This is a genomic window from Streptomyces sp. NPDC048637 (assembly GCF_040650675.1).
Lineage (GTDB): Bacteria > Actinomycetota > Actinomycetes > Streptomycetales > Streptomycetaceae > Streptomyces.
The window spans coordinates 18,157-42,119 of the sequence record NZ_JBEZHQ010000044.1; the positions used below are offsets into that span (position 1 = coordinate 18,157).

General features: G+C 69.6%; 24 protein-coding genes and 4 pseudogenes. 14 read left to right on the top strand and 14 right to left on the bottom strand.

Annotation, left to right across the window (positions count from 1 at the left end; translation table 11 throughout):
* Positions 1-22 precede the first annotated feature (22 nt).
* Both AB0C46_RS34880 and AB0C46_RS34885 read left to right on the top strand, forming a co-directional pair.
* Positions 23-994 carry a YafY family protein gene (locus tag AB0C46_RS34880; protein WP_362832887.1) on the top strand — a complete coding sequence of 324 codons (972 nt, stop codon included), beginning with the start codon at positions 23-25 and terminating at the stop codon, positions 992-994.
* A gap of 219 nt (positions 995-1,213) precedes the next feature.
* Entirely contained in the window at positions 1,214-2,101 is an 888-nt protein-coding gene (locus AB0C46_RS34885; protein ID WP_362832889.1) for a class I SAM-dependent methyltransferase, read from the top strand.
* 289 nt (positions 2,102-2,390) lie between these two features.
* On the opposite strand, the gene AB0C46_RS34890 is transcribed toward AB0C46_RS34885, so the two are convergent.
* Together AB0C46_RS34890 and AB0C46_RS34895 are read right to left on the bottom strand one after the other, a co-directional pair.
* On the bottom strand, positions 2,391-2,933 hold the full coding sequence (locus AB0C46_RS34890; protein WP_362832891.1) for a DUF1707 domain-containing protein: 543 nt from the start codon (positions 2,931-2,933) through the stop codon (positions 2,391-2,393).
* Between the two features lie 262 nt (positions 2,934-3,195).
* On the bottom strand, positions 3,196-3,906 hold the full coding sequence (locus AB0C46_RS34895) for an MOSC N-terminal beta barrel domain-containing protein (RefSeq protein ID WP_362832893.1): 711 nt from the start codon (positions 3,904-3,906) through the stop codon (positions 3,196-3,198).
* 82 nt (positions 3,907-3,988) lie between these two features.
* Between AB0C46_RS34895 and AB0C46_RS34900 the strand changes: the two genes are divergently transcribed.
* Positions 3,989-4,636 (top strand): LysE family translocator, encoded by a 648-nt coding sequence (locus AB0C46_RS34900; RefSeq protein ID WP_362832895.1) that lies wholly within the window; start codon positions 3,989-3,991, stop codon positions 4,634-4,636.
* A 219-nt stretch (positions 4,637-4,855) separates the two neighbouring features.
* Here AB0C46_RS34900 and AB0C46_RS34905 read toward each other — a convergent pair whose 3' ends face one another.
* Positions 4,856-5,761, bottom strand: coding sequence for a serine hydrolase (locus AB0C46_RS34905; protein ID WP_362832897.1), 906 nt, complete (start codon positions 5,759-5,761; stop codon positions 4,856-4,858).
* Positions 5,758-6,660 carry a LysR family transcriptional regulator gene (locus tag AB0C46_RS34910; protein ID WP_362832899.1) on the bottom strand — a complete coding sequence of 301 codons (903 nt, stop codon included), beginning with the start codon at positions 6,658-6,660 and terminating at the stop codon, positions 5,758-5,760. The genes AB0C46_RS34905 and AB0C46_RS34910 overlap by 4 nt, the downstream gene beginning before the upstream one ends.
* A 162-nt stretch (positions 6,661-6,822) precedes the next feature.
* Here AB0C46_RS34910 and bla point away from each other — a divergent pair, with 162 nt between their 5' ends.
* Positions 6,823-7,749, top strand: a complete 927-nt coding sequence (gene bla, locus AB0C46_RS34915) for a class A beta-lactamase (protein ID WP_362832901.1) — start codon at positions 6,823-6,825, stop codon at positions 7,747-7,749.
* Positions 7,750-7,937: 188 nt separating this feature from the next.
* Here the strand turns inward: bla and AB0C46_RS34920 are convergent.
* The 4 genes and pseudogenes from AB0C46_RS34920 to AB0C46_RS34935 form a co-directional block, all read right to left on the bottom strand.
* Positions 7,938-8,577, bottom strand: a pseudogene (locus tag AB0C46_RS34920) (biotin-dependent carboxyltransferase family protein).
* The gene (locus AB0C46_RS34925; RefSeq protein WP_362832903.1) at positions 8,574-8,873 is read right to left on the bottom strand and encodes a hypothetical protein; all 300 of its coding nucleotides are present in this window, start codon (positions 8,871-8,873) and stop codon (positions 8,574-8,576) included. Before AB0C46_RS34925 ends, AB0C46_RS34920 begins: the two are co-directional and overlap by 4 nt.
* Positions 8,870-9,529 carry an allophanate hydrolase subunit 1 gene (locus tag AB0C46_RS34930; protein ID WP_362832905.1) on the bottom strand — a complete coding sequence of 220 codons (660 nt, stop codon included), beginning with the start codon at positions 9,527-9,529 and terminating at the stop codon, positions 8,870-8,872. Before AB0C46_RS34930 ends, AB0C46_RS34925 begins: the two co-directional genes overlap by 4 nt.
* 64 nt (positions 9,530-9,593) lie before the next feature.
* Complete coding sequence (locus tag AB0C46_RS34935) at positions 9,594-9,959, bottom strand: DUF1989 domain-containing protein (protein ID WP_362832907.1); 366 nt, start codon at positions 9,957-9,959, stop codon at positions 9,594-9,596.
* A gap of 6 nt (positions 9,960-9,965) precedes the next feature.
* On the opposite strand from AB0C46_RS34935, the gene AB0C46_RS34940 reads away from it, so the two are divergent.
* The gene (locus tag AB0C46_RS34940; RefSeq protein WP_362832909.1) at positions 9,966-10,172 is read left to right on the top strand and encodes a hypothetical protein; all 207 of its coding nucleotides are present in this window, start codon (positions 9,966-9,968) and stop codon (positions 10,170-10,172) included.
* 351 nt (positions 10,173-10,523) lie between these two features.
* On the opposite strand, the gene AB0C46_RS34945 is transcribed toward AB0C46_RS34940, so the two are convergent.
* Together AB0C46_RS34945 and AB0C46_RS34950 are read right to left on the bottom strand one after the other, a co-directional pair.
* A complete protein-coding gene (locus AB0C46_RS34945) occupies positions 10,524-11,510 on the bottom strand; it encodes a hypothetical protein (protein ID WP_362832911.1) in 987 nt (328 codons plus the stop codon).
* Positions 11,511-11,810: 300 nt separating this feature from the next.
* The gene (locus AB0C46_RS34950; protein ID WP_362832913.1) at positions 11,811-12,872 is read right to left on the bottom strand and encodes a WYL domain-containing protein; all 1,062 of its coding nucleotides are present in this window, start codon (positions 12,870-12,872) and stop codon (positions 11,811-11,813) included.
* Between the two features lie 102 nt (positions 12,873-12,974).
* Between AB0C46_RS34950 and AB0C46_RS34955 the strand changes: the two genes are divergently transcribed.
* The 5 genes and pseudogenes from AB0C46_RS34955 to AB0C46_RS34975 all read left to right on the top strand — a co-directional run bounded on the left by AB0C46_RS34955 (position 12,975) and on the right by AB0C46_RS34975 (position 16,308).
* The gene (locus AB0C46_RS34955) at positions 12,975-13,373 is read left to right on the top strand and encodes a VOC family protein (RefSeq protein ID WP_362832915.1); all 399 of its coding nucleotides are present in this window, start codon (positions 12,975-12,977) and stop codon (positions 13,371-13,373) included.
* A gap of 156 nt (positions 13,374-13,529) precedes the next feature.
* On the top strand, positions 13,530-13,928 hold the full coding sequence (locus AB0C46_RS34960; RefSeq protein WP_362832917.1) for a nuclear transport factor 2 family protein: 399 nt from the start codon (positions 13,530-13,532) through the stop codon (positions 13,926-13,928).
* Between the two features lie 424 nt (positions 13,929-14,352).
* Positions 14,353-14,724 (top strand): annotated as a pseudogene (locus tag AB0C46_RS34965) (ATP-binding cassette domain-containing protein); the annotation flags it as partial.
* A gap of 162 nt (positions 14,725-14,886) precedes the next feature.
* Positions 14,887-15,471 (top strand): ABC transporter permease, encoded by a 585-nt coding sequence (locus tag AB0C46_RS34970; RefSeq protein ID WP_362832919.1) that lies wholly within the window; start codon positions 14,887-14,889, stop codon positions 15,469-15,471.
* Between the two features lie 15 nt (positions 15,472-15,486).
* Complete coding sequence (locus AB0C46_RS34975) at positions 15,487-16,308, top strand: MerR family transcriptional regulator (protein WP_362832921.1); 822 nt, start codon at positions 15,487-15,489, stop codon at positions 16,306-16,308.
* A 198-nt stretch (positions 16,309-16,506) separates the two neighbouring features.
* Here the strand turns inward: AB0C46_RS34975 and AB0C46_RS34980 are convergent, their stop codons facing one another.
* Positions 16,507-17,358: a helix-turn-helix transcriptional regulator gene (locus AB0C46_RS34980; protein ID WP_362832923.1), complete on the bottom strand. Its 852-nt coding sequence runs from the start codon at positions 17,356-17,358 to the stop codon at positions 16,507-16,509.
* Between the two features lie 87 nt (positions 17,359-17,445).
* Between AB0C46_RS34980 and AB0C46_RS34985 the strand changes: the two genes are divergently transcribed.
* Positions 17,446-18,237 carry a glucose 1-dehydrogenase gene (locus AB0C46_RS34985; RefSeq protein WP_362832925.1) on the top strand — a complete coding sequence of 264 codons (792 nt, stop codon included), beginning with the start codon at positions 17,446-17,448 and terminating at the stop codon, positions 18,235-18,237.
* Positions 18,238-18,360: 123 nt separating this feature from the next.
* On the opposite strand, the gene AB0C46_RS34990 is transcribed toward AB0C46_RS34985, so the two are convergent.
* A complete protein-coding gene (locus tag AB0C46_RS34990; RefSeq protein WP_362832983.1) occupies positions 18,361-18,825 on the bottom strand; it encodes a hypothetical protein in 465 nt (154 codons plus the stop codon).
* Between AB0C46_RS34990 and AB0C46_RS34995 the strand changes: the two are divergent.
* A pseudogene (locus tag AB0C46_RS34995) lies at positions 18,730-19,098 on the top strand (SRPBCC family protein); the annotation flags it as partial. The gene AB0C46_RS34990 and the pseudogene AB0C46_RS34995 sit on opposite strands and share 96 nt — an antisense overlap.
* 275 nt (positions 19,099-19,373) lie before the next feature.
* Here the strand turns inward: AB0C46_RS34995 and AB0C46_RS35000 are convergent.
* A pseudogene (locus tag AB0C46_RS35000) lies at positions 19,374-19,677 on the bottom strand (pyridoxamine 5'-phosphate oxidase family protein); the annotation flags it as partial.
* Positions 19,678-20,050: 373 nt separating this feature from the next.
* Between AB0C46_RS35000 and AB0C46_RS35005 the strand changes: the two are divergent.
* Both AB0C46_RS35005 and AB0C46_RS35010 read left to right on the top strand, forming a co-directional pair.
* Positions 20,051-22,570 carry a SpoIIE family protein phosphatase gene (locus AB0C46_RS35005; protein ID WP_362832927.1) on the top strand — a complete coding sequence of 840 codons (2,520 nt, stop codon included), beginning with the start codon at positions 20,051-20,053 and terminating at the stop codon, positions 22,568-22,570.
* A complete protein-coding gene (locus AB0C46_RS35010) occupies positions 22,527-22,940 on the top strand; it encodes a hypothetical protein (protein WP_362832929.1) in 414 nt (137 codons plus the stop codon). The genes AB0C46_RS35005 and AB0C46_RS35010 overlap by 44 nt, the downstream gene beginning before the upstream one ends.
* Here the strand turns inward: AB0C46_RS35010 and AB0C46_RS35015 are convergent.
* Positions 22,842-23,591 carry a GNAT family N-acetyltransferase gene (locus AB0C46_RS35015; protein WP_362832931.1) on the bottom strand — a complete coding sequence of 250 codons (750 nt, stop codon included), beginning with the start codon at positions 23,589-23,591 and terminating at the stop codon, positions 22,842-22,844. The genes AB0C46_RS35010 and AB0C46_RS35015 overlap by 99 nt on opposite strands.
* Between the last annotated feature and the right edge of the window lie 372 nt (positions 23,592-23,963).

Consider the following 23,963-nt stretch of genomic DNA (forward strand, 5'->3'; position numbering starts at 1 on the left):
TGAGTGACCTATGTCATATCCCTTGACGCGTGTACTGGCCCTGCTGGAACTTCTCCAGACGCACCCGGGACTGACCGGTGCACTGCTGGCGGACCGTCTGGGGACCGATGTGCGCACGGTGCGGCGCTACGCGGCACGCCTGCGCGAGCTGGGCATCCCGGTGGAATCAGACCGAGGCCGCTTCGGTGGCTACCGGCTGGCCCGCGGCTACCGGATGCCACCCCTCATGCTCACGAACGAAGAAGCCCTCGTGGTCATGCTCGGCCTGCTCGCCGGGGAACGCCTGGGCATGAGCACCACCGCTCCCGCCGGCGCCGGCGCCCTCGCCAAGATCGAACGAGTGCTCCCGAACGCCCTGCGTGAACCGCTGGCAGCCATGCGGGACACCTTGTCCTTCACCACCAGCACCGTGCTCGCGCAGACCCCCGAAGCAGGCATCCTGCTGACCCTGGCGCAGGCATGCCACTCCCGTCACACCGTCGCCCTGCGCTACCGCTCCTGGCACCAGCAACACACCGAGCGCGACGTCGACCCGTACGGCGTGGTCTTCCATTCCGGCTGCTGGTACCTCGTCGGTCACGACCACCTCCGTGACGGCCTGCGCACCTTTCGCATCGACCGGATCGCCTCCGCCACGCCCAGCGCGGCACCGTTCACCGCCCCCGACGGCTTCGACCCGGTCACCCACCTCACCGCATCCCTGGCCCGGACACCCGCGCCGTGGCCGGTCGAGGTACTGATCGAGGGCCCCATTGATGACATCGCGCGCCGGCTGCCACCCACGATCGCCACTCTCACCGCCGCACCCACCGGCGTACTGATGCGCGCACAGGCCGCACGGCTGGACAGCGTGGCACGCCTGCTCGCCTCCCTGGAATGGCCCTTCACCATCCACAGCCCCGACCAACTGCGCCAATCACTCAAAGACCTGGCCCAACAGCTCACGGCCGCCGCCGAACGACCACCCCGGGACACTCCGAAGCAGACGATGTAGACGCAGTAGACGAAGAAGTAGACGAAGTCGACATCGAACTCATCGCGTTGCACCCACTGCCGGGGCATGGGGCCGGACGGTGCACTGCACGGGAGTTGGCAGGGTCTGCGCCCCGCCATCGGCTGCCTGTTGCGCGCCGGCCGTATCCGCGGCGCGGACCTGGCCAACAAGTGGAAGACACTCTGAAGCTGTTCTGGCTCCTCATGGGTAGGACTGGGTGTGCGATCGCCGCTCCGTGGCGGCGCGCTCTACATCGCGGAGGTGCAGATGACGCAGCGTCCCGGGGCGACCCCGTACCCGATCCCGCCTGCGGTCCAGGAGGCCTATGGTCCGGCCGATCTCAGCTCGCTGTCCCTGTTCGGCGGGGGTTTCATCAACTTCGGCTACTGGCAGGGCATCGACCTCGACCAGCCGTTGACCGAAGAGGCCCGGGTCAGCAGCCAGCAGGCCATGTACCGCCACGTGCTCGCCACTTTGGCGCCCGCAGAGGGGCCGCATGCCCTGGAGGTCGGCTGCGGGCTGGGAGTCGGCTGCTCGGTTGCGCTCAAGGAGTACGGGTTCGCGCACGTCACCGGCATGGACATCCATCCACAGCAGCTCAAACGGGCTGAACACGCGAACGCCGATCTGTTGGCCCGCCGCCCCGCACAGCTGCGCTTCGCGCACGGCGCGGCCGAAAGCATGCCGTTCGCGGATGGCGAGTTCGACTGCCTGTACAGCGTGGAAGCCGCTCAGCACTTCCGCGACCTCGACGCGTTCGCCCGGGAGGCCGCACGCGTGCTGCGGCCCGGCGGCCGTGCCGTCATCGCCAGCTTCTTCGTCCCTGACGCCGACCCGGCCCGCCCCGGGCGACTCGCCGAACTGCTCGACACCTACGCCACCGGCCTGGACATCGCCCACACCATCCCCCTGCTCACCAGCAGCCTCGAACGGGCCGGCCTGACCGGGATCCGCGCCAACCCGATCGGGGCGTCGGTATGGCCGGGCTGGGACCGCTGGCTGGCTCGCATGTGGGAGCCCGGCACCTGGCCTCGCAACTTCCTGCGGGCCTACCGTGAAGGCACCCTCGACTACTTCACGGTCACCGCGCAACGTCCCCTGTCATAACCGGCGGCCACCCGCCGCCACGACCTGTTTTCCGGTGACTCCGGACAGCGAGGAACGCGCGCGAGACGGCGGCTTCCGGACCTCCCGGCTCACCCCTGCGCGGAGCACACTGCGCCGGTGAGGCGGGGGGGCCGAGGCTCAGCTCCGTCAGCGGCGTTGACGGTCGCACAGCGAACACTGTCGGCGAAGCCACCACACTCGGCCGGCCTTTCGCCCGCTGGTCACAGCACTACCGGTCGAGCGGGGACGAAGAAGTGCCGGAGAGGTGGTTTTGGTGCCGGATGGGGCCTCAACGCCGCGCGTGGCGGACCTTCAGCCGTCCGAACCCCATGGTTCCAGAGATCCGGATCCTCGGCCCGCCGGTGCGGGAGCGCTGCCGGGTCTTGTAGCGCCAGTCCTTCCACCCGGCGTGCAGATCCTCGAGGTCGACGATCGCGTCGCGAGGCACCGTGATCTTGGCCTTGCCGGTGCCGAGTTGCAGCTCGATGTCGACCTCCGGATGCTCGAAAACGGCCCGGGACAGGTCGAGGTGCACCCTTCCGAATGCGGACGCGACCTTGAGCATCCGCGGTACCCGCCATGCGCCACGCCGCTGGATCCGTCCGCCGGCGGCGGCAATCGTGGACGTGGTGCCCGCATTCTCCTCCGGGAGCGAGGCCAGGACCGACACGAGCTCGCTGTGCGTCTTGGCGGTGAGCACCTGGTCGAGTCCTTCGTCCATCTCCTCGTGTGAGATGTGCCCTTCGGCGTACGCCTGCTGCAGGCGCTGCACGGCCTTGTCGCGAGCGTCTTCACTGATCAGCGACGGCGGGTCTTCCGGCAGAGAGGTCACCGTCTCACTCTAGTGCCGTGCCGACGATGCGAACACGCCAAGCTCCGTAGCGGGCAAGGCAATTGACGCCCTGGATCTCCTGGGCCTCAGCCGCGATGCCCTCGTCGTCCGGAGCGAAATCCCGCACGCTGCGTTGCCCTCCCAGATCAGCAGCCGACAGAGGACGCCTGAGACGACAGAGGCGACAGAGGCGACAGAGGCCGACACATTCTGATCACACGTCACCGCCCCCTTCCCCAGCACCCCCTCGGCGCGCCCCTCGTCACATGAGAGTGAGAGCGTCCCCGGAACTCGCCAGGCCCGGCGTCACCACCGTGGCCAGGGCGTCGAGCCGGGCGTGATGCGCCTTCGCGAGGGCTCGCAGTACCAGCGGGGTATGCGGCAGATCCTGCTGGGCCTCATTGGTCATGACGCACCGCTCGCTGGAGCGCACGAACTCCACATACAAGGCACTCCCGATCCGCGCCGTGCATCCGAACCAGTCGTCCTCGACGAACGGGCGGGTACCCGGTGGGGTGCGAATCAGGAGATTGGGCCGGAAGCGCCGCTCGTCGACCGGGACACCGGGAACGGCCGCCCGTACCCAGTCGAGGGTGGCGGTGGTGAGCACACTGAGGGGAAGCTGGTCGAAGTGGGAGATCAGCTGCTCGCGGGCCAGTTCCACGTCATCCCGGCCAAGGTAGCGGCGAAGGTAGGCGGTTGGGTCCGCGACGGCCGCGCCGTGAAGATCCAGCAGCTCGGGCTGCTCCGTCCCGTCCGGGTAGCGGGACCGCAACTGCAGCAGCCCGGGCATCCTGCGGAATCGCCGGGTGTTCTTCCCCGAGCCCAATTTGCCTTCGCCGTCGCGCACCGCGAACAGTCGGTCGCCGACGAGGCCCCGGGGGTCAACCGCTGCCTGCGCCAGCCATTCACCACCCGTCGACTTGATCGGGTAGCGCCAAATACGCTCCACCACTCCCACCGTGTACGTCATTCACCCGATGCTACAAGAGATTCCTGCCCGATTTCGGGCAGGAAATGGGTAGTTGGTGACTTCGGCAGTACAGTGAACACTCATGATCACCCTCTCCGCACTGGGGTCCTTCGTGCTGATCGTGGGACTCGTGACCCTCACACCCGGCCTCGATACCGCCCTCATACTGCGTACCGCCGCCCTGGGCCGTCGCAGACGCGCCTGGGGTGTCGTCCTGGGCATCCAGACCGGCACCCTCGTCTGGGGTGTGCTCAGCTCGCTCGGTGTCACCGCTGTACTGACCGCCTCCCACCTCGCCTATGAGACGCTCCGCTGGGCAGGAGCGGCGTACTTGGTGTGGATGGGAAGCCGGATCCTGTTGCCAACCCTCCGCCGAGGGTCCGGGGCGGAGACCGCCCCGTCCGGCGCCGCGGATGAGCCGGATACCGAAGACAGCTTCGGCGGAGGCTGGCGCCGAGGCACGGTGACCAACCTGCTCAACCCGAAGGTGGGCGCCTTCTACATGGCGGTCCTGCCGCAGCTCGTCCCGGCCGGCGCCGTGAACCTGATGACCGGCACCCTGCTGGCCGGTGTGCACATCCTGCTCGCCTCGCTCTGGTCGAGCGTACTGATTGCCTGCGCCCGGGCGCTCCGCGGCACCCTTCGACGCCCCGCGGCACGCCGGATCCTCGATCGGATCAGCGGGACCGCGATCGCCGGCTTCGGCGTCCACCTCGCCCTCGGCAACTGAACAGCGTCGCGCGCCGATGGCCCGGGCGGACGCCGAGGAGGACCACGGCCATGGCAGACGTCGTGCGCCGGCCGGGTTGTTCCTGTCCTGATCGGTCCGCTGTCGGTACGGGGCTTATTGGCAGCTGACCTGCGAGGGGGAGCCGCAACCCCGGCGTCCCGTTCTGACCAGGACCGCCGACGAAGTCCCCACCCACCGCTACCGCGACTCCGGCTCAGGTCAGTGGAGCTGGCGAAGGTGATCACGCAGTGTGCGGGCGATGTGCGCCATGAGGGCTTCGGCACCGGGTTGGGTACTGGCGGGCACGAGTGACTCGGTGAGGACCGCGATGGCGAAGGCCTGGCCGTCGGAGTGCTCGACGACACCGATCTCGTGGCGGAGGTTGAGGAGGGTGCCCGTCTTGGAGGACCAGGTGGTCGCGTCGGAGCTGAAGTCCGGGGCGAGTCGGTGCCGCAGGAGGTTCTGGGCCATGAGACCACGGACGCGCTCGGCCACGTGCGGGTGGATCGAGGACGGTGTCCACAAGGCTTGCAGGAGTGCGACGTAGGCGCGTGCGCTGCCGGAGTTGGCGCGGGAGGTGTCGAGCTGTGGAACCCGGTGCCCGCCGCCGCTGGTGCCGGCATCAATGGCAAGGGCATGGGCAAAGTGCGCCTGTGCGGTGTCGAAGCGTTCCTGGGGCGTGTCGGTCAGCTCGCCGATGGTGTGCCGGACGGTGATGCCGTCGAGGCCGAACTCCCGGAGGATGCCTGCGACCTGGGCGGGCGGGGTGAGGTCGAACAGGGCGTCGGCCGCGGTTCCATCACTCAGGCAGGTGCTCAGATAGAGCAGGTCGTCGATCGCGATCCGGGCAGGGTGGCGGAACCGGCTCAGACCGGTGGGACCGGGCGTGGCGATGCGGCCGGGTTGCACATCGAGCGTCATCGCTCCATCGAGCTCGCCCCGCCGGATGCGTTCGGCGGTCGCGAGCGCGAGCGGGACCTTGACCAGGGAGGCGGCGGGCAGCTGGGTGTCCGGCTCGATCCCGAGCTCTTCGCCGGTGTGCAGGTCACGTACGACCAGGCAGCCGTGCAGGCCACCGTCGTCGAGCTGCCGGCGTAGGTCGCGAAGCAGTGCCTCGGTGTTCACGATGCCTCTCTGCCCGTGGTACCGGCCCGGGTGTCTGCGCAGAGGCAGCGGGCGAGGGCATCGCCCAGACGGGCCTGGATGTGCTGGGGGTTGCCGGCTGCGGCGGCGGTCAGGGTGAATCCCCGGCTGAGGGTGATCTCGCCGATAGGGCGCCAGCTCAGGTCGAGTTCCTCAGCCTGTGCGGGTGAGCACAGCAGCAGGTCACCTGAACAGAGCGCTTCCGCCACGGCAGTTGGCAGATCTGCCGCGACGGCGAGCTGTGCGGGCCGCAGACCCACCGCATCGCGCAGCCGCGTCAGCGGGTCCCGGATGTGCGGCACGTCGTCCTCCGGCTGGATCCAGACGCGGCGGACACGGCCCGGGCCGCCGCGTGAGATCCGGAGCGTGTCGAGGTAGACGCGCTTCATGCCGGGATCCTGGGCACCGGCCAGGCCGAGCGGCACGGACCAGGTCGCCTCGCCCGGTGGCACAGCAAGCAGGCCGGCCCGCACCTGCTGGGAGTGGATGAGTTCCATCCGCTCCGCCGGCGCCGCGACGCGGAGTTCGAGCGTGACGCCGTGCCTTCGGGCCTCGGCGACGAGGCGGGCGAGACCGGCCGTGGAGCAGATGCCGGGCACCGCGAGCCTCCACGGTTTGCGCTTGGCGGCTTCCGCCTCGTCCAGCAGCACATCGGCCGCCTGCACAAGCTTCCTGGCCATCGGCAGCATGTCCCGTCCGAAGGGCGTGAGGACGGCCCGTCGTGAGGTGCGCTGGAACAGCTGCTCGCCGAAGCATTCCTCCAGGGCGGCGACGCGACGGCTGGCCACCGACTGCGACATCCGGGCAGCGGCCGCACCGACGGTGAACGTGCCGCGATCACTCACGCTGACAAACGCACGGCACGCTCCCACCAGGTCCACAGCCGCACTCTATGCCAGTTCAGCATGAAAGAGCGCATGAGCGTATTGGATCGCATAGCCGCCCAAGGGTGAAGGTGGCCTCCACGACCAGGCCCCTGGTGGGGCCGGTCACTCGGATGCCCTGTGCGCCTGCGCCACAGGGGCGACTCGGAGGTTTGGACCATGGAGCTCACCCGCACCCGGCGCGCCGTTCTCGGTGCGATGACCGCGCTCAGCCTCGTCCCGCTGACGGCCTGCGGAGGTGGCGGTTCTGCGGCCGCGCCGTCCCCGTCCGCGAAGGCAGCGAGGCCGAATGCTGCGGCCACGCCGTACGCCCGCGAATTCCAGCAGCTGGAGCGCAAGTTCGATGCGCGGCTGGGGATTTACGCCGTCGATACCGGCACCGGCCGCGAGGTGGCCTACAACGAAGGTGAACGGTTTGCCTTTGCCTCCACGTTCAAGGCGCTGGCCGCCGGTGCCGTTCTGCGAAAGTACTCGGCGAGCGGGCTGGACCAGGTGATCAAGTACTCCAAGGGCGATCTGGTCGACCACTCACCCGTGACCGAAAAGCATGTGGGCACCGGAATGAGCCTGGGCGACCTGTGTGATGCCGCGGTCCGGTACAGCGACAACACCGCGGGCAATCTGCTCTTCAAAGCACTGGGCGGCCCCAAAGGCCTCGACGCCGACCTCGAAGCGCTGGGCGACGGCGTTACCCGGATGGAACGCTACGAGACACAGTTGAACGAATGGGCCCCGGGCGCCACACGTGACACGAGCACGCCGCGTGCGCTGGCCAAGGACCTGCGCTCGTTCGTCCTGGGAGACGCCCTCGGCAAGGGCGAACGCGCGCAGCTCACGAAGTGGCTGCGGAACAACACCACCGGCGGCGAACTCATCAGGGCCGGGATGCCCAAGGGCTGGGTGGTGGGTGACAAGACCGGCGCCGGCAGCACCTATGGCACTCGCAACGACATCGCCGTGGTGTGGCCCACCGATGCCGCCCCCATCGTCGTGGCGATCTTGTCGAACCGCACCAAGGCGGACGCCGACTACGACAACAAACTGATCGCAGAAGCGGCATCGGTGGTCGCCGGCAAGCTGTCGTAGCACCGGAGCCCCATTGAGGATGACGGTGGGCCGGTGGGAGGGGCACCGGTCAGGGCTGTCGGGCGGGCGGTTGAGGATGAGGTCGGCGGCGCGGGTCATGACCTGGGCGCGGGTGTGGCCGGGATGGTCGGTCCGGGCACGAGGCTCTGTTCGGCTGGGACGATCCCCAGCCTCCCCGGACAGCACACCTAGGTGGGTACGCGCTCCACGCCCAAGGCCATCGCGCCCCGTCGTCTGCGCCGGTACTTGCAGAATCGCACGGCCGCGCCGGGGCGCAGCTGCCCGGCAAGTGACAGGTCCTCCGCGTGCACGACGCCGATCACCGGATAGCCGCCGGTCACCGGATGGTCAGCGAGGAACAGCACCGGGAGGCCATTGGGCGGGACCTGCAGGGCTCCGCGCATCATGGCCCTCGGCCGGGAGCTCGCCCGCCTTGCGCCGTTGCAGGACCGGTCCGGAGAGCCGGACGCCCACCCGGTTGCTGCGGCTGTCGGCTTCCCAGCGCTCGTTGTAGAGCGCCGCGACCGATGCCGCGTCGAACCAGTCGTCCCGCGGCCCGGGCACCACTCTGAGGACGAATGTGCGCGGCGGCGCGGTGCACGGTGCAAGGTCCACGCCCGGCATACGGCCCACCGGGGGCGCCACCGGTATGACATCGCCGGTGGTCAGCGGCGGCGGCCCCAGCTTGGACAGCACATCTGCCGATCGGGAGCCCAGTGTGACGGGCACGTCCAGTCCTCCGCGGACCGCGAGGTAGGTGCGCAACCCTGAAGTCGGCAGGCCGAGTTCGAGCTGTTGCCCGTCGTGCACCGCGATGGGGGCGTTCATGGCAAGGGGCCTGCCGTCGAGACGGGCCGGGCAAGGCGCCCCGTGAGGACGGTGTAGAGAACCGATCTGGTGCCGTCCGGGCGGCGGGAGCGCAGTCGGGCCCGCAGCCCGCCGTAGGTGATCTCCAGAGCCGCGGCGTTCCCGGGCTTGCCGAGCAGCCGGTTGGCGAGGGCCAGGGAGGCGGGGTCAGCGGCACCCGAGTGCGGGACGCCGAGGTGGGACCAGCCCGGGCGGCCGAGGTCCTGCACGGTGGTCAGCGGGCCCGGCGCGAGGATCTCCAGGCTGCGCGCGTTCACCGACTCACCGCCCGCAGACGTACGGTCCGGCCGGGTACGAGCAGCGCCGGCGGGTCCGCCCCCGCGTCCCACAGGGTGAGGGAGGTGGTGCCGAGGAGTTGCCAGCCGCCGGGTGACGGGCGTGGATAGACGCCGGTGAATTCGCTCGCCACCGCGACGGCGCCGGCCGGCACTTCGGTGCGCGGCTCGGCGCGGCGGGGCAGCCGCAGTGCCGGGTCGGTGCCGTGAAGGTAGCCGAAGCCGGGCGCGAAGCCGGCGAAGGCCACGGTGTACTGGGGTGCCGTGTGCCGGGCGATCACGTCAGCCACGCTCATCCCGGTCCGCTCGGCGACATCGTCGAGGTCGGGGCCGTCGTAGCGGACCGGGATGACAAGTTCGCTGCGGCCGGGGGCTGCTCTCGGCGGCACCCCGGTGAGCTCCTCGGCGCAGCGTCTCACCTCGCGGGCCAGCGTCTCGTGTTCCGTGGCGGCAGGGTCATAGGTGACCAGCAGCGTGCGCGCGGCAGCGACCAACTCCCCTACGCCGCACGGCGTCCGCTGCTGCATCGCCACGCGCAGTGCGAGCACATCGTCGAGGCTGTCCAGTTCCGCGAGCAGTGCCGTGCTGCCCACCCTGCGGAGGGTGCAGACCGGGGGCCGTGCGGGAGCCGGGCTCATCGGCGGACGAGGGTTCGGGGGCCGACTCCGCGGCCCGGGTGGCCCGTCAGGTCTGCCGCCGTGATCATCCCTGCCAGGCCGGGAGGTTCATGCCGTGCAGATTCCGGTAGGCGGCGCGCTGCGGAGGTGTCCAGCCTTCCAGGAGGGCGTCGTCGACCTCGTAGACCTCGATGCCGATCGGATGGCACACCTCGAGCGGGTCGCCCGCGTCCGGCCCCCACAGCGGTACGGACAGATCGCCGCCGGGGCAGGTGGACAGCGCGCACAGCAGATCGAGCTCGGCGAAGAACTCGAAGTGGTCGCCGGGCCGGGCCGGGCAGTCCTTCATGAAGTACTGGTCGTCCTCGTTGAGCCCGGTGCACTGGAAGACATTGAGGACGTCGTGCACATCGAACTCCGTCAGCCCGTACGGCAGCACTGCGCGCACCATGTTCGAGTGGCAGTGGAAGTCGGCGTGGGAACGGGCTTCAGCCGGATCGCGGCGGCCGTGGGCACGTTCCTCACTCCCATCGCCCTGGACAACTGGGGCATCGGTCCCACCATGTTGCTGGCCAGCGCGGTGTCCGTGGTCGGCGTGGCGGTCTCGGTCGCGATGGCGCCGGAAACCCTCGGCCGCTCCCTGGAAAGCTGCAGCGCCACCTGAACCGTACGACGGACGAGGCCGGGGCGGCATCCTGCCCCGGCCTCGTTGCGGTCATTGCCCCAGGGGCCAGGCAGTTTCGTTTGGATCAGCCCGTCGTCGGTCCGCGTGCGCCATCAACTGATGTGCAGTGGACGCGAATTGAGACGTTGCTCCCGGACATGACTCCGCAGCCGGGTGGTCGCCGGCGGGATCACCAGGAGGTGATCGAAGCGATCGTTTTCGCCGAGAACAGGTACCCTCTTCAGCGTCTCCAGCCGGACCGGATCGCGTAGCAGTGCCCCGGCTGGGCGGCAGGCGTCGTGACAGTGGGATCACCGCCGCACCGGCGAGGAGCAGGGAGCGCGACCACGCCTAGCGCACGGAGCGATCCCCCTCGTCCGCCGATGTGAGGGCGTCGAGGTCATCGGCGTAAGAGCGGATATGGAGGTCCCGGTGAGCGCGGGCCGCGGCGATCACGGGGGCGAACGCCGGGTGCGCGTGCGGGTGTTCCTCCAAGAGGCCGACGGCGGCGACGGCGCCGCACTCCGCGGTGTCCTCGTCGTCCGACTGGGTCAGACGTAGGCAGATCTCCGCCGCACGGACCGGGTCAGCCATGGCGATGAGAGTCTCTGCCAGCGGGTTGTCCGACCAGCGCCACTGTTCACCTTCGATGACATCTCCGTTGAGCACGTCGCCGTGCTCCCAGGCCTCGGCGACGGCGGTGGTCACCTCGGTGGTCCACGGCAGTCCGGCTTGGGCGATGCCCCACGCGGCGGCGGCGCGCACAGCGGGTGAGTGACGGGGCGCCAGAGCGCCGGAGAGCCATGCGGCGCGGTCGGCCACGTCGTGCCGGGCGACGCCACCGGTCATGACCGCCGCGATGAGCGGGTCCGGTTCGCTGAGGGCGCGCTCGCCCAGCGCGCGTACGGCAAGCTCCTCGTGCCCGGTGCGCAACCCGGTCATGTAGGCGACACGGTGCCGCACTTCACGGACCGGGTCGGTGAGGAGGGGCAGCAGGCGGGGTGTCGCCCGCGCGTGGGCCGCACGGACCTCGTGGTGCACGGCTTCGGTCTCCGCGATGCCGAGGGTGATGTCGAGCAGCAGGTCAGCGAGGGTTGCCCGGCCAGGTGCCGCGGGGTCGAGCAGGAGATCCACAAGAAAGGGGTACGCCTTGGCCGACCCCGCGTAGACGCTTCCCTGGTGGACCAGGCAGTTGTGGAGGACGTGAACGGCCCGCTCGGCGCGGTCCGAGTCCTCGCCACAGGCGTCGCGAAGCCACTTGAGGGTGTCCGCTCCGTCGCCGTAGGCGTGTCCCGCCCCGGTCCAGTCGGTGTCGTGTAGTTCGATCCGTGCCCGCATCGTTGCCTTCGTCCCCTCCGAGGTGTGCGCGCTCCCTCGCACCGGTGGGACCAAGGCTAGATGAATGAGTCTGATGTCTGTGCTGGCCGCGACCATGACGAAGGGCGCCCGCTGGCTCGTGTGTGACTACCGGCCTGGACGCCCTTCTGGCGGCACTGTACGTGTTCATCGACGACCACGTGGCCCCTTGTCGCCGGATCGGGCGACCCCCGAAATGACGGACGCCGAACTGCTGCCGGATTGTGGTGACCTAGCTGGCCGGACACGTGACGACGATGGGTGGCACCCTCTCCGCCGTTGCTATGGATGGCCGGGGTCGGCAGCGTGCTCGTCCAGGCGGCGGGCCAGCGCACGCACGAGATCGCGCAGGGCAGTGGGGCGTTCGATGATGAACGGGCTGTCGAGAGCGGCGAGTACAGGGGGAATCCAGTCCAGCCGCTCGGCCCGGATCCGGACGTGCACCCAACCGGTGCCTCCGTCGGCTGCCGCGGGGGCGCTTGAGTCATCGGAGCGGGACTCGCCGGGGCCGGCTTGGCCGGCGTCGTCGGGTGTGGCGGTAGCCGGGATCGTGGACAAGGTGGCGATATCGGCCGGGAAATGTCTACGGATGTGCTGCTCGCTGTTGCGGATACGCAGCGACACCTCGTGGGTCCATGGCGTCTGGGCGAGGCTGTCCAGCACCGTGGCCGCCGGGTCGAATTCCGCCGGAACGACGAACGCGCCGGACTGCACGGTCATGGCGGCGATCCGGTCCAGCCGGAAGGTACGCACGACTCCGCCGGCCGGATCGGCGCCGGTCAGATACCACCGCCCGGAATGCGCCACGAGGCCGTAGGGCAGGACGGTGCGGTCGCTGCTGTGGCCCTTTCGGTCCGTGTAGCTGATCGCCACCGGCCGTCGATGGCGTGCTGCCTCAGCGAGGGCGAGCAGCACACCTGTTTCCGGTGCGGTGCCGGGACGGGGACGCGCGGTGAAGTCGGCGGTCTCCAGCAGTGCCTCCAGCCGCCGCCCCAGAGCTTTGGGCAGTACCCGCCGCAATTTCGCCGCGGCACTCCCGCTCGCCGCGGCAGAGGTGGTGATCAGTCCGGCCCGTTGGCCGGCCAGGAGACCGAGCAGAACGGCCAGGGCCTCTTCGTCGGTGAGCATCAGCGGCGGCATCCGATAGCCAGGAGCGAGCCGGTAGCCACCGTAGCGGCCACGCACCGAGTCGACGGGCACACCGAGTTCAAGGAGGTGTCCGACGTAGCGACGGACCGTGCGTTCATCGACGTCCAGACGCGCGGCCAGGTCGGGGACGGTGCGGAGGCCACCCCCCTGAAGGATCTCCAGCAGGGCGAGCACCCGGGCGGTCGATGTGGTCACCCCAGGAAGTCTGCCTCAGATACCGGGCGGATTCTGCCCGGTATCCCCCTTAGCGTTCGAGGCGCCCCTCCATCCGCTCTCACCCCTGGCAGGAAGCCACTCATGAACTTCGTATCGATTCGCGTGATCACCCACGACGTCGCTCGTCTTGTCGCGTTCTACGAACAGGTCACCGCCGTTTCGGCAACTTGGTCGACCCCTGACTTCGCCGAACTCGTGACGCCGTCCTGCACATTGGCGGTAGCCGGCAGCCGCACGGTGGCACTGTTCGGCGCCGACTCCGCCCGACCGGCCGCCAACCGCACGGTGATCACAGAGTTCCGCGTCGCCGACGTCGACGCGGAATACCAGCGTTTGACCCTCCTCGGCTGCGAGTTCGTCCAGACGCCCACGACGATGCCATGGGGCAACCGCTCCCTCCTCTTCCGCGACCCCGACGGGAATCTGATCAATTTCTTCACGCCCGTCACCCCCGACGCCGTGCAGAGGCAAAACCGCTGAGATTTGCGATCAACTGGAAACCGCCACAGGAGACCTGACGCGCACTCAGGACAGAGCTGGGCCCCGCCCTAAACGAAGTAGGCTTGCGGGCAGCGGAGTTGGCGTCGAAGTCGAGACCGACGACGTCCGGGCCCCCTTCGCTGTTACTGTCGCGCCATGTCCAAGATCGAGATTGACATGGTGACCGCCGAGTTCTTCGAGGCCTTTGACAACCGGGGCGGCAAGGCTGCCGACGTGGCCCGGATCCGCCGGCTGGTTCTTCCGGGGGGTGTGATCGTCCAGACCGGCCCGGAGTTCACGGTCTACACCGTGGACGAGTTCATCGAGCCTCGCCAGCGGCTGCTGACCGACGGTCAGCTCGTCGAGTTCTCCGAGTGGGAGACCTCCGAACGGACAGAGATCGCGGGCGATATCGCGTCGCGGTTCGGCGAGTACCGCAAGTCCGGGACCTTGGATGGTGAGCCGTTCGAGGGAGGCGGGACCAAGACCCTCCAGTTCGTCCGCACCTCAGAGGGCTGGCGGATCGCCGCGTTTGCCTGGTACGACCAGCCCTGACCGCAGGGGCGGTCGGCCGCGGCCCATCAGCTTGGAACTCAACATCGTTGCCTGCCCGGCATCCCGGGGCAGGAGGCGGCCAACTTCGTCGCCGGCCCATACGGTGGATTCGTCACCGCCGGCTCGGCGTTCGGCAATTTCCACATCGTCGTCAGCCAGTGATACGACCCGAAGAGTGACGTTGTTCGGGGGTGCTCGTGCGGGCCGGGGGCGGCAGTCTGCCGTGCAGATCGGCTGGCAGGGCGGTTTCGGGGGTCCCGCTCGTCGTCGCCGGCGCCGCTCTTACGATCCGGCTCATGACGGACCCCCGACTCTCAAAGACGCTGGGGCTTGCTTGACCTTGACGCTGGGTCAACCCTCCATCCTTTCGGCAGGAGCTTCCTCACAGTCGCCTGGAACAGCTCCGCAAAGGAGGCAGATGACCATGACAGCCCAATCGATCGCCGGTCCGGCGATTCGTGTGCAGGGTCTCGAGAAGTCGTACGGGAAGCTCGAAGTGCTGCGCGGCGTGGACTTCGACGTGGCGCGGGGCAACATCTTCGCCCTGCTCGGCTCCAACGGGTCGGGCAAGACCACGACCGTGCGGATCCTCGCCACACTCCTCAAGGCCGACGCGGGAACGGCGAGCGTCAATGGCTTCGACGTCGCCACCCAACCGGCGAACGCGCGGGAGTCCATCAGCCTCACCGGGCAGTTCGCGGCCGTCGACGAGATCCTCAGCGGCCGGGAGAACCTGTTACTCGTCGCCAGGCTGCGCCACCTCAAGGACCCGGGCGCGGTCGCGGACGACCTGCTCTCCGGCGACACTGCTGCTCTCACGGGGCGGACCCTGCGCCATGTCACACGCAGCATGGACACCATCATCACGACCGTCATCACACCGGTCGCCATGATGCTGATGTTCGTCTACGTATTCGGCGGCGCGATCGACACCGGGTCGGATTCGTACGTGAACTAGATGCTGCCCGGCATTCTGCTCATCACCGTCGCGTCGGGCGTCGCCTACACCGCGCTCCGGCTCTTCATGGACATGCAGAGCGGGATCTTCGAAAGATTCCAGTCCCTGCCGATCGCACGGTCGGGCGTGCTGTGGGCGCACGTGCTGACCTCGCTGGTCGCCAACCTGCTCTCGCTCGTGGTCGTCGTGGGCGTCGCCCTCCTCATGGGCTTTCGCTCGGGGGCGGGAGTGCCGGCCTGGCTCGCGGTCGCCGGCATCCTGCTCCTGTTCACCGTGGCGTTGACATGGATCGCCGTGATCGCCGGTCTCTCCGCGAAGTCGGCGGAAGGCGGGAGCGTGTTCTCCTACCCGCTCATCTTCCTGCCGTTCCTCAGCTCGGCATTCGTGCCCACCGCAACGATGCCCGGCCCGGTGCGCTGGTTCGCCGAGAACCAGCCGGTGACGTCCATCGTCAACACGCTCCGCGCGCTGTTCGCCCAGCAGCCGGTCGGCGACGACATCTGGACCGCCTTCGCCTGGTGCGTCGGCATCCTCGTCGTGGCGTACGTCTTCGCGATGGTCGCCTATCGCCGGAAGATCGCCTGAGGCAGGCTGAGACCCATGCTCACCATCAGCCAGCTAGCGGCGTACGCCGGAGTGACGGTGCGGGCGGTACGCCACTACCACCAGATCGGGCTGCTGCCGGAGCCCGAACGCGACCGATCCGGGTACCGGACCCACGACGCTGCCGCGGTCGTCCGACTGATCCGGATCCACACCCTGGCAGCTGCCGGCGTGCCGCTGGCCAGGGTGCAGGAACTCCTCGGCGCCGGCCCGGAGGAGTTCGCCGATGGCGTCCAGGAGATCGACCAGAACCTGCGTGCCGAGGTCCGGCGGCTGCAGGACACGCGCAGACGGCTCGCCCGGCTCGCCGCCGGAGAGCACCTGGCGCTCCCCCAGAGCGTCGTGGACTACCTTGACCGGCTGCGCGGTCTCGGTGTCGAGGAGCGCTACATCGAGCTGGAGCGGGATGCCTGGATCATGATCGCCGCCCAGGTGCCGCATCTGATCGACGCCGTGATCGCCAAGAAGCACGAGCAGCTGGACGACCCCGACATGGTGAGGCTCTACAGCTTTCTCAGAGGGGCGCTCGACTGGCCGGCCGACGATCCGCGGGTCATCGAGATCGCCGACATCCTGGAGCGCTTGAGGATGCGCGCCGTGGAGGCCGGCGAGGTGGGTGCCGACGGCTTCGACGACCAGTTCGTCGGCCTGCTGGACTCAGCCATGGTCGAGTCCTCACCGGGCGCCGAGCGGGTGTTGGCGATCCTGGCGGAGCGGGGCTGGCGGGGCTGGACCCGCATCGAGCGGGTGCCTGCCGACAGGCTCAACGCTGAGCTGCCGCCAGGGTTGTCCCCCAGGCCTCAGGCCCCAGGCCCCTGAGTCCTCACCGGGCTTGGTGCGGCTCCGGCAGGGGCCCGCACGGTGTCGATCCGACGGGCCTGACGCCGCTGCCGGCACCGACACCCCGCCGGGCAGTACGGGGTCCCTTTCACTGCGACACCTGGGCAAGGCCCCGCTCTGCAGCCACATCAAGGAGACCAAGACCGCTCCCGGCCTTGATCACGGGCAGGAGACAGGTCAGCCGGGCACGTCCATGCGCTGCGTGCCGACGACCGACAGCAGCCGCAGTGCCTCTTCCGAAGGCGAGCCGGGGGCGGCGGTGTAGATGACGACTCTCTGATCGCGATCAGCGATGTCCAGAACGTCGCAGTTGACGGCGACCAGGCCGACGAGGGGGTGGTCAAAGCTCGTGCAGAGGGTGGGCCGGGCGGTCACATCGTGGGCGGCCCAGAGCCGGGCGAACTCCTCGCTGCCGGCGAGGAGTTCCTCGACCAGACTGATCACCTCAGGGTCGTTGGGGTAGCGGGCTGCGGCGGCGCGCAGGTGCTGGGCCGAGGTCCGGGTGAACTCGGCCGCGTCCGAGTGGCCGTACAGCCGTCGGCCGTGCCGGTACGGGTCGAGGAAGGCATGCCGGAGGACATTCCGGTCGCGGCGCGACAGAGCCGAGAAGTCCTCCATCAGGGCGGCGGCCAGGTCGTTCCAGGCGATGACCTCATACGTCGCCGACAGCACGATCGCCGCGGCCTCCGGCAGCCGGTGCAGCAGGTCGATGATGCTCTGCCGTACCTCCCGCGACGGCGCGGGCGGGGGCGCGGGCGGGGCACCGGCAAGGTGGTGGAGATGGTCGCGCTCGGCGTCCGACAGGCGTAGCGCGCGGGCGAGTTGGGCCAGCACCTCGCGGGAGGGGTGTGGGGCGCGGGCCTGCTCCAGCCGTGTGTAGTACTCGGTCGAGATGAACGCCAGATGCGCCACCTCCTCACGGCGCAGTCCCGGGGTGCGGCGGCGCGGCCCGGCGGGCAGCCCCACATCGGCAGGGGTGATGCGCTCGCGCCTGCTGCGCAGGAAGCCGGCCAGGTCTCTTCGGTTCACCACGCCATTGTGCGCGGACGCCGAGGTTCCCAGCCAGGTACTGCCGGTGCCTGGATGAGCGGGGCGGCCGGGCACAGGCTCGTCGGCATGAACAACACACCGATCACCTCCACCACGACCTCGGGCCTGCTCGCCGACAAGGTCGCCTTCATCACCGGTGCCGGCCGCGGTATCGGCGCGGCAGCAGCGCGGCTGTTCGCCCGGGAGGGAGCCCGGGTGCTCCTCGTGGCCCGCACGGAAGACCAGCTCAAGACGGTGACCGAGGAGATCCGGACGGCCGGCGGCACCGCGGACTACGTGGTGTGCGACCTGGCCGACCCGACCAGCGTCCGTGCCGCCGTCGACCGGTCCGTGGAGCTGTACGGCCGGCTCGACGTGGCCTTCAACAACGGCGCGACGGGCCAGCCGCCCGGCCCGATGGACCAGCTGTCGGAGGCCGATTTCGACCACATCTACGCCGTCAACCTCAAGGGCCCGTGGCTGGCCATGAGCGCCGAGATCGCCGCCATCCGCGCCACCGCGAAGCGCGGGGCCATCGTCAACACGTCCAGCGTCGGCAGCCTGATGGCCAACCCCGAGCTGCCCGCGTACGGCGCGGCGAAGCGGGCGGTCAACAGTCTCACCGCGTCGGCAGCCGCCACCTACGGCCCCGAAGGAATCCGCGTCAACGCCATCGCGCCCGGCACCACGCTCACCGAGATGCTGCACGAATGGGATGAGAAGTCCCCGGGCATCATCGACCAGCTCAACAGCCAGACCCCGCTGGGCCGTGCCGCCCATCCGGACGAGATCGCCCAGGCCGCCGCCTGGCTCCTCAGCGACCGCTCCTCCTACGTCACCGGCACGGTCCTCCGGGTCGACGGCGGCATGCGAGCCTGAGCCGGAACCGGGCGTCCTTGCGAGGCGCCCCGCTCCCGCGGCGGGAGCGGGGCTTGTTCGTACGGACTCGGTCTCGTCAGCGGCTTTGAGTCCAGACATCGGAAGAGTCTCTTGATGCGCAGGTCACCGGCGACCGGCCGCAAGAGCCGTGGGGCCACGCCTGGGGCGTCGTCGCGCTGAGTGTGTGACGTCCACTGAATGCGCACCCAGCTGTGGTCGCGGGATGAGCAGCCATAGCGAGGCCGCGGCAAGCGCGCTCGCCGCGAGGACGGCGAGGCCGGTCCGGCCGGTGGCCCATCGGGCGCGGAAGCGGATGGGGTCCTCGACCACCGCCTTGGACAGCACGGCGGCCGCGAGGGAGAGGGCCATCAGTACCGCGGTACGCGCCCACCCGCCGAATCCGAGGACTTCCTGGGGCAGCAGTACGTAGAGGGGCCAGTGCCACAGGTAGATGCTGTAGGAGGCGTCGCCCAGTCGGCGGGGAACGGCGCTGCCCGCTCGACGGCCGCTTCGTCGGAGCGAGCAGTTGGTGGCAGGACCCGGGGCGAGCTGTCTCTCGGTGACACAGTGACCTTCCAGGCTCGCCATTTCGGCCTGACCTGGCGGCTCAAGGCCCGCATCACCTCGTACGACCGGCCCCGACGTTTCGTGGACGAGCAGGAGTCCGGGCCTTTCAAGCGATGGCGTCACGCCCACCACTTCGAGCCCGACGGCGCCGGCGGCACCGTGATGAGGGACGTCATCGACTTCACTTCGCCGCTGGGACCTGTCGGACGTATCGCCGACAGAATCCTCCTGGGCCGGTACATGCCGCGCCTCATCAGAATCCGCAACGCCTACCTGGCCGGCACGTTCGACTGAGCGGTCGGGGCAGACGCGACGGCTCCACCCCGGCCACCGCGATACCGCGACTACCGCAAGTACCGCAACTACCGAGGCCGCCCCGACCCCTGTCGGCGCCTGGGCACCCACAACTCGTCCGGCACCAGCCGTTCCGCCAGGCCACCATGAACGGTTCGAGACCATCAATGCCGAGGGGATGGTGCCTGAGTCGTCGCGCGGCGGTAGTGGGGTGCACGGTCGATGCCCCAGCTCCACGGTCGATGCCCCGGCTCTCAAGTACAGCCCCCTGGGCATCAGTTACCGAAAGCGGAAACCCCTTGCCGGTTCACGAGGTGGGGTGGCGTCTTGATGTGTGCGGGGAGGGCCGGATCGGGTTCCAGTTCACCCCAGAGGGCGCGGCGCGGAGGGGAGGACCCCGGCCCACAGCCCGAGTTCGGCGTCGGGCGTGTCACTGTCGCCCGGGGCGCCGGTGCGGATCTTCACGGATGCCTCGTCGAGGGAGAGGGCCAGCAACGAGGTGGCAGCGAGTTCCTTGCGGCTGGGCCGGCGCGCGTAGTCCCACTGGCCCGGGGTCGCCTGTTCAGTGAGGCAACGCAGGCGCGCTGCTCCGGCGGCGGCACGGGGCGCGTCCGGCCCCGGGGGCGGAGTGCGGGCCTCCTCCCCTCCCCCGCGAAGGCGCGCACCAGGCGGGCGCCGTTGGCCACCCCCCCTCGCAGAGTACCGATTCCATTGCGAAGCGACCAGAGATCGACGAAATTCGTCACCCTGGACCCACATTTCAACGAATCCATACCGATGGTCGGGCCCCGAGTCACCGCCCTGCTGACGGTGATCGGTCCCTCTCGCTGGGTTTCCGCCTTGGTACATCTCGCTGGGTTGCCCCCTTGGCCCGGCCGCTGGGTTGCCCCCTCGGGCCGGCTCGCTGGACTTCCGCCTTGGGCCGGTGGGCCGACCTGCGCACACTGGAGGTATGCACGGAATGACCGTCGGCGAGACGGCGGAGCGTGCGGATCTGCTCGCTGCGGCCGTCGTCGAGGCCGTCGAAGGAACCAGCGCGTACGCGGGGAGCGTCTTTCTCCGCTCCCGCGACCGCCGGTCGGTCGTGCTCGCCGCCACCTGCGGGGTGCCGCCCTCCCTGCTCGGAGGCTGGCGCCTCATTCCGGTGAGCAGTCCCATCCCGGTCGCCGCGGCGTACCGCTCCGGGCGCACGGTCCACCTGGCCGACGCAGAGGAGACGATGCGCCGCTATCCGCAGCTCGCGGTGGCTCTGCCGTACGCCTTCGGCTCCTGCTCCGTGCCGGTGGGCGCAGGTGGGGAGACCTTTGGTTCGCTGGCGATCGTCTGGGCGGCGTCCCCCGGCAGCGAAGGGCTTTCCAGGGCCCAGCGCCGCCATGTGCGGACCATCGCCAACCGGCTCGGGGCCGCCCTCGCCGCCCTCCGGGCCCGTGACGGCGCCCCTGTGGAATGCGCCCCGGACACGATTCCCGTCGAGAACCCGGCTCCCTCACCAACGGCCGTGCGGGTCGGCTTGTTCAGCCGGGACCTCGTCTCCGGCAGCTTCTCCGCGGACGACGAGTTCTGCACGATCTTCGGCCTCGATCCTCGTAGTTTCGATGGACAAGCCGAAAGCCTTCACGCCCACCTCCACCCGGGCGATCTTGCTGCCTTCCGGTCCGGGGTCCGGGAGGCAGCTTCGGGGGGCCGGATCACCTCGCGCCCCCTGCGCGTACGGGATCGCAGGTACGGCGGCGAGGGGTACCGCACGGTCGAGCTGTGGGGCCGCGTAATGGAGGCCGACGACGCGGCGGCACACCCCCGCCTGGTCGGCGCGGTCGTCGACGCCCGGGCCGGCAGCGCGGCCCTCGCAGCGGTCGAACGGCTGCGGGACGGGCTGTTCTCCCTCGCCCCTGACGGGCGGGTCACCTACGCCAACCACAGTGCCCTGCAGCTGCTGGGCGTTTCCGGCGACGAGCTGCTGGGCCGGATTCTCTGGGACGCGCTGCCCTGGCTGTCCGATCCCGATGTCGAGTCAAGGCACCGGTCCGCGATGATCTCGCAGGCGCCGGCCTCCTTCCTTGCCTGCCCCTCGCCCGACCGCTGGCTCGCCTTCTCCCTCCATCCGGAAGCGGAGGGAGTGACGGGCCGCGTGGTGCCCCTCGGCCAACCCCCCTCGGCCTCGGCACCATCCACCTCCTCGGCCGAGTCAACGACTGCGGCCACACCGACGCGCCTGGGCGTCATGCACCACGTCCTGCAGCTCGGCAGCGCGCTGACCGAGGCGGTCACCACCCGCGAAGTCTGCGAAGTCGTCTCCGACCAGCTCCTCCCCGCGTTCGGAGGCCAGCAGCTCGCGATCTACGTGGTCCGCAACAAATCGATGCACCTGCTCTTTCACACCGGGCACCATGAAGACTTCCTCGACTGGCTGGAGGGCGCACCGCTGCACGCCCGCCTGCCCGGTACGGAGGCCCTCACCTCGGGCGCTCCGCTCTTCATCGAATCGCAGCAGGACCTTTCCCAGGACTATCCGGGCGTCCCCACCGGCGAGGTGAGTTCCTGGGTGTATCTGCCCTTGATCGCCTCCAGCCACCCGGTCGGCATCTGTGTCCTGGGCTTCGACAAGATCCATCAGTTCACGGAGACGGACCGCGGCGTCCTCACCGCGCTCGCCGGGCTGATCGCCCAGGCCTTGGAACGAGCACAGCTCTACGACTCGGAGTTCGCCATCGCGCGCGGCCTGCAGCAGGCGCTCTTGCCGCACCGGCTGCCGGTGATCCCGGGCATCCGCACCGTTGCGCGCTATCTGCCCGGCACCAGTGGAATGGACATCGGTGGCGACTGGTACGACGTCATCCCCACAAGTAACGGGGTCTCGCTCATCATCGGAGACGTGCAGGGGCACAGCATCGCCGCCGCGGCCACGATGGCCCAACTGCGCAGCGCGGTACGGGCCTTCACCGCCGTGGGCCATGCACCCGGCGAGGTGATGGCGGGCGTGAACCGCACCCTCATCGACCTCGACCCCGGGCTGCTGGCCAGCTGCTGCTGTATCCACCTCGAACTCCATGCCCACCACGCCCGCGCCGTCACCGCCGGCCACCCCCCACCCCTGCTCCGCCGCCCCGACGGGACGACTGATGTCCTTGACCTCGACATCGGCCCGCTCCTCGGTGTGGAACGCACCAGCGCCTATCCCGGAACCCGGATCGCCCTCCCCCCGGGGTCCGTCCTCGCCCTCTACACGGACGGCCTGGTCGAGGAACCCGGAGCCGACATCGACGTGGGAATCGACCGCCTGCGAGCATCCCTGGCACACGCCCGCGCGGACTCGCTGGACGAACTCGCCGGCCGACTGCTGCACAACGCCCGGCGCTCCTCGTACCGGGCCGACGACATCGCCCTGCTGCTCACCGAAACCGCAACTGGTTCCGGTCCACCGTGCCGAGATGACACCGCAGAGACACCGTGTGCCGACCGCCGTCATTCATGACGCGCAGACCGCGCGTCCCTACGCCCCCGCCGTCGCAGGCACCGTACGCGAGCAGCGCTACAACGCCACGACGCGGACGTTCCGCCTCGTCTACGACTCCTCGGGACGGCCCGACGTCAGCGAGCTGTCCACTCCGCCTACGGCCGCGGGATGGCAGGTGTCGGTGCAAGGCCCGGCCCTGGCCCGGCCACGTGTCGCGCGAGACATCCGACGTACTGGCGCCGCTCCTCGTCAGAGCCACGGGAGGTACCGCTACCTCTCGCTCACGACATCACCGTCCCCGTCCCCGGTCGACCGGTGTGTCGCCAAGGCGAACGCTGAGCTGGGTCCCCAGTTCCTGGAATCCCAGAGCTACCGCCACACGCTGTGAGGGACAGAGCCGTGCTCTCCACTGCGGCAGCAATCCGGCATCAAGGGCATGGGCCACCGCTGCGGACGCCACGGCCCGAGCCACGTGCCGGCCCCGACAGTGCGGGGCAACCAGCACACTCAGGTGAGCCACCGACCGCGGCCAGGACCGGTACCCGGCCGCGGCTATCACCTCGTCGCCCCGGCGGAGGATGAAGGCGGGAGAGGAGATGTCCGCCAGTCCGCTCTCGCCCGCCTCCTCCTCCCCGGACAGGGCGAGCAGCGCGGCCAGACCGCCGTCACCGCTCGGCAACTGCTCGACCCCGGCGCCTTCATGCGCAGGAAGAAAGCCGTCCCGGTCGGCATAGAAGAGCGAAGCCGGGCCGAGCACTTCGAGCACAGGCAGCACCGCACGCAGACGAGCGACGTCGACGAGCTCTTCGTGGGACATCTCCCGCACGGCGTCGTCCACCATCCCGGCGGCCCACACGCTCGGCGCCGTGACGATGGCAGCGTCGGCGATCCGTACGACCCCGGTCCACGACGGCGGAGACCACCGCGACCCCGGCGCGGCCACGACCTTCACCCCTCCCGAGGGACAGAACTCGACCGGTGTGCCCGCCATCTCCACCCACAACTCCCGGGCGCGCATCAGCAAGTGAGCGTCAGACATGGCCGCATCCTGTCGGCTCCGCGGCCGGAGCGCGACCGGATTCTTCCTGGACGGTCGGCTCCCCTCGCGAACTCAGCCAAGCCGTGCCCCAGGGAGAATCCGCCACGGCGCGTGAGATGCCATGAGAATCCGCCGGGTTGCATGAGACAGGACACGGATCGACGGCCGCCGAGGCAGAGCAGAACGCTCCCGGACGACAGATGTCCTGCACGTACGACAAACATCGCGCGAAACCTCAGCCAGGGCCGGCGCCATCCCACGAAGCGGTGACACCCACCGTTCGAGTAGCCGTCTGGACACGCCGTCAAGACCGCGTCCGCCCTCCACCCCTCAAGGGAACATGCGTCCACGATCTGCCCCCTGGTCACCCGT